This window comes from Pseudomonas sp. NFX5, assembly GCF_049132125.1.
Lineage (GTDB): Bacteria > Pseudomonadota > Gammaproteobacteria > Pseudomonadales > Pseudomonadaceae > Aquipseudomonas > Aquipseudomonas marginalis.
The window spans coordinates 1-6,415 of the sequence record NZ_JAFMZG010000043.1; the positions used below are offsets into that span (position 1 = coordinate 1).

At 63.6% G+C, this 6,415-nt stretch carries 8 protein-coding genes; 3 read left to right on the plus strand and 5 right to left on the minus strand.

The features are described 5' to 3' along the window. Nucleotides 1-106: 106 nt before the first annotated feature. Entirely contained in the window at nucleotides 107-700 is a 594-nt protein-coding gene (locus tag J1N02_RS27900) for a TetR/AcrR family transcriptional regulator (protein WP_027606376.1), read from the minus strand. A 72-nt stretch (nucleotides 701-772) separates the two neighbouring features. Here J1N02_RS27900 and J1N02_RS27905 point away from each other — a divergent pair, with 72 nt between their 5' ends. Further along, nucleotides 773-1,372: an NAD(P)H-dependent oxidoreductase gene (locus J1N02_RS27905; protein WP_368962030.1), complete on the plus strand. Its 600-nt coding sequence runs from the start codon at nucleotides 773-775 to the stop codon at nucleotides 1,370-1,372. 1 nt (nucleotide 1,373) lies between these two features. Here the strand turns inward: J1N02_RS27905 and J1N02_RS27910 are convergent, their stop codons facing one another. The 3 genes from J1N02_RS27910 to J1N02_RS27920 all read right to left on the minus strand — a co-directional run bounded on the left by J1N02_RS27910 (nucleotide 1,374) and on the right by J1N02_RS27920 (nucleotide 3,697). Further along, nucleotides 1,374-1,763: a hypothetical protein gene (locus J1N02_RS27910; protein WP_092357871.1), complete on the minus strand. Its 390-nt coding sequence runs from the start codon at nucleotides 1,761-1,763 to the stop codon at nucleotides 1,374-1,376. A gap of 32 nt (nucleotides 1,764-1,795) precedes the next feature. Then, on the minus strand, nucleotides 1,796-3,052 hold the full coding sequence (gene aroA / locus J1N02_RS27915; protein ID WP_368962028.1) for a 3-phosphoshikimate 1-carboxyvinyltransferase: 1,257 nt from the start codon (nucleotides 3,050-3,052) through the stop codon (nucleotides 1,796-1,798). A gap of 90 nt (nucleotides 3,053-3,142) precedes the next feature. Beyond that, complete coding sequence (locus J1N02_RS27920; protein WP_027606372.1) at nucleotides 3,143-3,697, minus strand: UPF0149 family protein; 555 nt, start codon at nucleotides 3,695-3,697, stop codon at nucleotides 3,143-3,145. A 185-nt stretch (nucleotides 3,698-3,882) separates the two neighbouring features. On the opposite strand from J1N02_RS27920, the gene J1N02_RS27925 reads away from it, so the two are divergent. Both J1N02_RS27925 and nudC read left to right on the plus strand, forming a co-directional pair. Beyond that, entirely contained in the window at nucleotides 3,883-4,695 is an 813-nt protein-coding gene (locus J1N02_RS27925) for a crotonase/enoyl-CoA hydratase family protein (protein ID WP_027606371.1), read from the plus strand. Nucleotides 4,696-4,700: 5 nt separating this feature from the next. Beyond that, nucleotides 4,701-5,534, plus strand: coding sequence for an NAD(+) diphosphatase (nudC, locus tag J1N02_RS27930; protein WP_027606370.1), 834 nt, complete (start codon nucleotides 4,701-4,703; stop codon nucleotides 5,532-5,534). Here the strand turns inward: nudC and J1N02_RS27935 are convergent. Next, nucleotides 5,502-6,281: a TSUP family transporter gene (locus J1N02_RS27935; protein WP_027606369.1), complete on the minus strand. Its 780-nt coding sequence runs from the start codon at nucleotides 6,279-6,281 to the stop codon at nucleotides 5,502-5,504. The genes nudC and J1N02_RS27935 overlap by 33 nt on opposite strands. Nucleotides 6,282-6,415 lie beyond the last annotated feature (134 nt).

Sequence of the window (6,415 nt, forward strand, 5' to 3'; positions counted from 1 at the left end):
TCGCAGCCCAGCGCGGGGCAAGCCCGCTCACCACAACAAGCCTGCTCACCACAACAAGCCTGTTCACCACAGCAAAGTTCGTTTACCACAGAAGCTTCTTCAGTCTTCAACGCCGTGGGCGGTTGACCATTGCCAGGATGGTCGCCAACAGCTCATCTTGCGCCTCTTCACGGCTGATCTCGCCACTGGCCGCAGCGTAGGACAACGCTTCCGCAGCGCCCAGCATCGCCCTTAATCCTGCCTGTGATACGTGGCCAAAGGGTTCCAATGCGGCACGGCATTTGTCGAGAAAAATCGCCTCGTACTTACGCTTGAGCGCTTCCAGCTCCGGCGAACTGCTCAGTGCGGCAATCACCCCCGGAATTTCCCGGCCCTGCAATAACACGCAATCGACATAGCACGAGGCGATCACCCCGGCGCGTTCTTCCAAGGTCGCGCGGCTGGCGTCGAGGGCTTCGGCAAACACCTGGGTCTGACGCGCGTCGAAGTCTTCATACAGCGCGGCGAGCAGCCCGGCACGGGTGACGAAATGGTCGTAGACCACCGGTTTGGTGACGCCGGCCAGTTCCGCCAGGCGGCCCAGGGTCAGGGCTTCGGTGCCTTCCTCGCGCACCAGCTGCCAGGCCACCTCCAATAACTGACGCAGGCGATCTTCACGGGACAGGCGACGACGTGGGGCAGGGGATTCAGGGCTTGACATGTTTATATACCAAAAGTAACTTGATGGCGTTAACTTACCAGAAGTAGCTTAAGCCCAAAGGGAGTCAAAGTCATGCATGCACTCATCGTCGTTGCCCATCACGACCCACAATCCCTCACCCACGCCGTGGCCGCACAGGTGTCTGCCGGGCTGACTGCTGAGGGCCACACCTTCGAAATCGCCGACCTCGCCGCCGAAGGCTTCGACCCGCGCTACACCGCCGCCGATCACCGGGTACACCGCACCCAGGCCACGCCCCCGGCCGACGTGCTGGCGGAACAGGCGCGCATCGAGCGCGCCGATGCCTTGGTGCTGGCGTTCCCGATCTACTGGTGGTCGCTGCCGGGTCTGCTCAAGGGCTGGGTCGACCGTGTGTTCGTCAACGGCTGGGCGATCGACTACGGCCCGGATACCCCGGTGGTGAAAAAACTGCGGCATTTGCAGGTGCACTTGCTGGCCCTCGGCGGTGCGGATGACAGCGCGTTTGACCGTCATGGCTATGCCAAGGCGATGCGCACCCAAATCGACTACGGCATCTTCGATTACTGCGGGGCGAAGGTGATGACGTCCGAGCTGTTGCTGGATTCGGAAGGCGGCGCGGCCCCGGCGCATCTGAAGACGGCGAAAGCGATCGGGCAGAGGCTGTTCGAGGCCGAGACGGTCGCCGGTTGATTCAACCTTCGCGAAACAGGTCGTGGGCGTCCAGCAGGCGGTAGGCAATTTCCGGGTTTTTCTCCAGGCCCCGGCGAATCGCCGCCGGGATCGCTTGCCGGGTCTTGCGGCACATGCCTGGCAGCTCGTCGATGACGATCTGGATGCCGCGCATGCTCTTGACCTCGGTGTGCCCCGGCGCGACATGCACGCGGATGCCCAATAACTCGTGCATCCGCTGTTGCATGCGCTCCAGGTCTTGCAGGCTTTGCAGGTTTTCCAGGCGCTCGACCAGGCGTTTTTCTTCCTGGCGGGTCAGGCTGAGGATACGCAGGTCGGCGCCGGGGGCCTCCAGCAGCTGTTCACGGTCGCAGACACAGGCGCCGGGTGGGCAGGGTTGGCGAATGGTCATGATCCTTACCTCCCCATTCCGACGCCGTTGAGTCAGTCGCTCAACGCGACCCCAAGGCTGCCCAGGGCCTTCCAGTACCCAGGATAGGTCTTGGCCACGCAGTCCGGGTCCTGGATGCGGATCCCCGCGATTTTCAACCCCGCCAGGGCAAAGCACATGGCGATGCGGTGGTCGGCATGGGTGTCGATCAGGGCGTTGCACGACGTGCCGGCCAGCGCCGGGTCGGCCGCGACCAGCAGATCATCGCCTTCAATGCTGGCGAGGCCCGGACGGATCGCATTGAGGCCGTCATGCAGGGCCTGTACGCGATCGCATTCCTTGACCCGCAGGTTGGCCAGCTCCGTGAAGCGCACCGGGGTGTTGTTGAAGACAGCCAGCACCGCCAGGGTCGGGATCGCGTCCTGCATCTGCGAACCCACCACGGTGGCCTGCATATTCGGGAACTGCGCGATCACCGCCTGGGCCTTGGCGTCCGGTTGGGTGAAGGCGTGGGCGGCCACGCCGATGTCGATGCGGCCACCGGTCAACACTTCGGCAGCCCACAAGTAGGTGGCGGCGGACGCGTCGGGTTCGATCAGGTAATCATGGGCGGTGTAGCCGGTGGGGGACACGCGCCAGGTGGTGTCGTCGACCACCTCGACCTGGGCGCCGAAGGCCCGCATGCAGTCCAGGGTCAGGTCCACGTAGCCACGGGCACCGATGTCCTTGCCGGTCAGTGCCACTTCAATCGGCGCTTCGCCGCAGGCGGCGAGCATCAACAGGGCGGAGACATACTGGCTGGACAAGCCGCCGTCGATCTCGAAGCGCCTGGCCTGGACCGTGCCCACGCCGTGCACCGTCACCGGTGGGCAACCGGTCGGGCTGTCGACCTGGATACCGTTCCGGCCGAGGGTGGCCAGCAGCGGGCCGATCGGACGTTTCTGCATATACTCGTCGCCGTCCAGTACCACGGTGCCTTGCACGGTAGCCACGGCGGCCGTCAGGAAGCGCATGGCGGTGCCGGCATTGCCGAGGAACAACGGCTGCGCCGGCAATTGCAGCTTGCCGGTGCCGGTGACCACGAAGGTGGTGTCGTCCGGCTCGTCGATGGTCACGCCCATCTGGCGCAGGGCCACCGACATATGCCGGGTGTCATCGCTCTTCAGGGCGCCGCTCAGGCGGCTGGTGCCTTTGGCCAGGGCCGCCAGCAGCAAGGCACGGTTGGTAATGGATTTGGAGCCGGGGGGCGCGACCTTGCCATTCAGGGGGAAGTTGGGCGGTGTAACGGTCACGGTTTTCTGCGAACTCAAGGTGCAAGGCTCCTGATCAAGGCAAGGTGGTACGGAGTGGCCGACGGGCGGACCCGAATAATCGGCCAAAGGTGCGGTGCTTGTCGAGGTCTAGCGCTTGCTCAACCAGTAATCGTGCAGTGCCCGTGCGGCCGGTTCGATAGCGCTGACCCGTTGCTGATGCAGCTTCACATCCAGGTCGGCGGGCAACTCGAAGTTGTCCTGCTCGGCGCACCAGGAGATTTTCTCCAGGTTCGCTACCTGCTCCGCGGGCAACTCAGGCCAATTGCCGATAGCGGCGCCACGGATATAACCAAAGCACCATTCTTCGGCGAGGGTCACGACTTGGTCCTGGTGTTCGGTTTCATCGAAGCGTGCCTTAAAGGCCTTGGCGTCAGTCGCCAGTTGTGCGGCCAGGGTGTTGATATGACGCACGCACAGGTCAAGGAACTGCTGGGCCTCTTCGGCGCTTTCCCACTCCGGGTTCTGCCCGCCCCAGATCGCCGGGAACCACTCGGCGATGTCCACCTGTGCCGGGCTGGACACCAGCGCGGTGAAGTAGCCGTCGAGTTCGGCCAGGTTCAGCACCGAATGGTCGTCGCCGTATTTCAACAGGGTTTCTTCGATGAATTCGAAATCGGCGGGGGCGAGGGGTTGGGTGTGCATGGGCATATCCTTTAAACGTCGAACGCCGCTGATGGGGCGGCTCAAAGCGCGAAGGATGGCGTGTGCCGGGGCTTTTATCCAGCGTCTTTTCCATCGCCGTTGCCAGTCCCGCTTTTGGCCGATGCGCCGTCACGTACCCTTGTTATAGTTCAGGCCTTATCACTCGCCAGCCAGGGATCACTGCCATGTCCGAATACCAAGCTTTCGTCGTCGAACTCAGCGGCAACGTAGCCCATGTGCAGATCAACCGCCCGGAAAAGATCAACGCGATGAACGCCGCGTTCTGGACCGAGATCATCGACATCTTCCAATGGATCGAAGACACCGACGCCGTACGCGCCGTGGTGCTCAGCGGTGCCGGCAAGCATTTTTCCTCCGGCATCGACCTGATGATGCTCGCCTCGGTGGCCAACGACTTCGGCAAGGATGTGGGCCGCAATGCGCGCCTGCTGCGGCGCAAGATCCTCGAGCTGCAAGCCTCGTTCAATGCCGTCGATAACTGCCGCAAGCCGGTACTGGCGGCGATCCAGGGTTACTGCATCGGTGGCGCCATCGACCTGATCAGCGCCTGCGACATGCGCTACGCGGCTGAAGACGCGCAATTCTCGATCAAGGAAATCGACATCGGCATGGCCGCCGACGTCGGCACCCTGCAACGCCTGCCACGCATCATCGGCGACGGCATGCTGCGTGAGCTGGCCTACACCGGCCGCCCGTTCGGTGCCGAGGAGGCGCGCAGCATCGGCCTGGTCAATCGCGTGTATGCCGACCAGGAAAGCCTGTTGGCCGGGGTGTTCGAGATCGCCCATGAAATCGCGGCCAAGTCGCCGATTGCGGTCACCGGCACCAAGGCCATGATCAGCTACATGCGTGACCATACGGTCAATGACGGTCTGGAATACGTTGCCACCTGGAACTCGGCTATGTTGCAATCCAACGACCTGCGCGTGGCCATCGCGGCCCATATGAGCAAGCAGAAACCCGAATTCGTGGATTGACTGACATGACCCCAGGCTGGATTACCACAACGCTGCTGGACAACGACGCCCCCGGCGGCTGGGCCGTCGCCCGCAGCCGCGAGGGCTTTTTGCATGATGCCAACGGCCCGCTGTTCCCTCGGGAATGGCTCAAGCGCCAGGAGCTATCGGTGTTTGCCGAACACGGCATCGGCCACCTCGACGGTGAGCCGGTGTACCTGCTGGAACTCGATTCGGCGGGCGAAGTGCCGGGTTGCGGCTGGCAGGGCCTGCGCGGCTTCATGCTGCAAGGTGATCACACCCTCTACAAAGTGCTGGGCTACGCCGCGCAGATCGGCACCTGGGCGCGGGAGCATCGGTTCTGCGGCAGTTGCGGCCAGGCCATGGTCCAGGTGCCACGGGAACGGGCGATGTATTGCCAGGCCTGCGACCTGCGCAGCTACCCACGGATTTCGCCGAGCATGATCGTGCTGGTGACCCGTGGCGACGAGATCCTGCTGGCGCGCTCGCCGCGTTTTGTCACCGGGGTCTACAGCACCTTGGCGGGCTTTGCCGAGCCGGGTGAGTCGGCCGAGGACTGCCTGATCCGCGAGGTGCGCGAAGAAGTGCAGGTGGAGGTCAGGAACATCCAGTACATGGGCAGCCAGTGCTGGCCGTTCCCCCATTCGATGATGCTGGGCTTCCATGCCGAGTACGCCGGTGGCGACATCGTGCCCCAGGCCGACGAGATCGAGGACGCGCAGTGGTTCAGCATCCACGACCTGCCGCCGCTGCCGGCGTCACGCTCGATTGCGCGTTACCTGATCGACCTCTACCTGGCCCGTCGCCTAGGCCACGCTGAACCAGTGCTGCCAGGCTAGGCGCACGGTCAGGCCGAGAACCACGGTGATAAACACCGGGCGAATGAATTTGGCGCCGCCGCTGATCGCGCTGCGCGCGCCAAAAAATGCGCCACACATCACCGACACGCCCATCGCCAGGCCGACAATCCAATCCACCGAGCCGTTGAAGATAAACACCGACAGCGCCGCCGCGTTGCTGACGAAGTTCATGCTGCGCGCCACGCCGCTGGCCTTCACCAGGTCGATGGGGTGCAACAGCAGGGTGCTCACGGTCCAGAACGCACCGGTGCCGGGGCCCGCCACGCCGTCGTAGAAGCCCAGGCCGAAACCCTGGGCGCCTTGCCATTTCTTCTTGATCGGCGCGTCGGCGTCCAGCGGTGCCTTGGGCGTGCCACCAAACAGCAAATACACGCCGCAAGCGAATACGATCACCGGCAGCATTTTGTTGAGGGTTTCGGCGGGCAGGTAGTGGGCGACCACCGCACCGGCCAGTGCGCCGATCAAGGTGCCGACGATGGCATGCACCCACTGGCGCGGGTGGAACAGCTTGCGACGGTAGAAGGTGAAACTGGCCGTGGCCGAACCGAAGGTGGAGCTGAGCTTGTTGGTGCCCAGTACCAGGTGGGGCGGCATCCCAGCGGTGAGCAGCGCCGGGGTGGTAAGCAGGCCGCCGCCGCCGGCGATGGCATCGATAAAGCCGGCGATAAAGGCCACGACGGCGAGAATGGCGAGGGTGGTGAGGTCTACGCTGAGTTCGAAAGGCATGGGAGGGCTTATGGTTGGCAGGGCGCTGTGCGAAGGGTCGCCATCTTACCTGCCGAATGTATCCAGGACCAAATGTGGGAGGGGGCTTGCTCCCGATTGCGGTGTATCAGTGACGGATAAGCTGACTGACACAC

What these genes read in the sequence shown, in the direction of transcription:
- J1N02_RS27900 (WP_027606376.1), bottom strand. Translation starts at nt 700, where the DNA reads ATGTCAAGCCCTGAATCCCCTGCCCCACGTCGTCGCCTGTCCCGTGAA.
- J1N02_RS27910 (WP_092357871.1), bottom strand. Translation starts at nt 1,763, where the DNA reads ATGACCATTCGCCAACCCTGCCCACCCGGCGCCTGTGTCTGCGACCGT.
- J1N02_RS27935 (WP_027606369.1), bottom strand. Translation starts at nt 6,281, where the DNA reads ATGCCTTTCGAACTCAGCGTAGACCTCACCACCCTCGCCATTCTCGCC.
- J1N02_RS27905 (WP_368962030.1), top strand. Translation starts at nt 773, where the DNA reads ATGCATGCACTCATCGTCGTTGCCCATCACGACCCACAATCCCTCACC.
- nudC (WP_027606370.1), top strand. Translation starts at nt 4,701, where the DNA reads ATGACCCCAGGCTGGATTACCACAACGCTGCTGGACAACGACGCCCCC.
- J1N02_RS27925 (WP_027606371.1), top strand. Translation starts at nt 3,883, where the DNA reads ATGTCCGAATACCAAGCTTTCGTCGTCGAACTCAGCGGCAACGTAGCC.
- J1N02_RS27920 (WP_027606372.1), bottom strand. Translation starts at nt 3,697, where the DNA reads ATGCACACCCAACCCCTCGCCCCCGCCGATTTCGAATTCATCGAAGAA.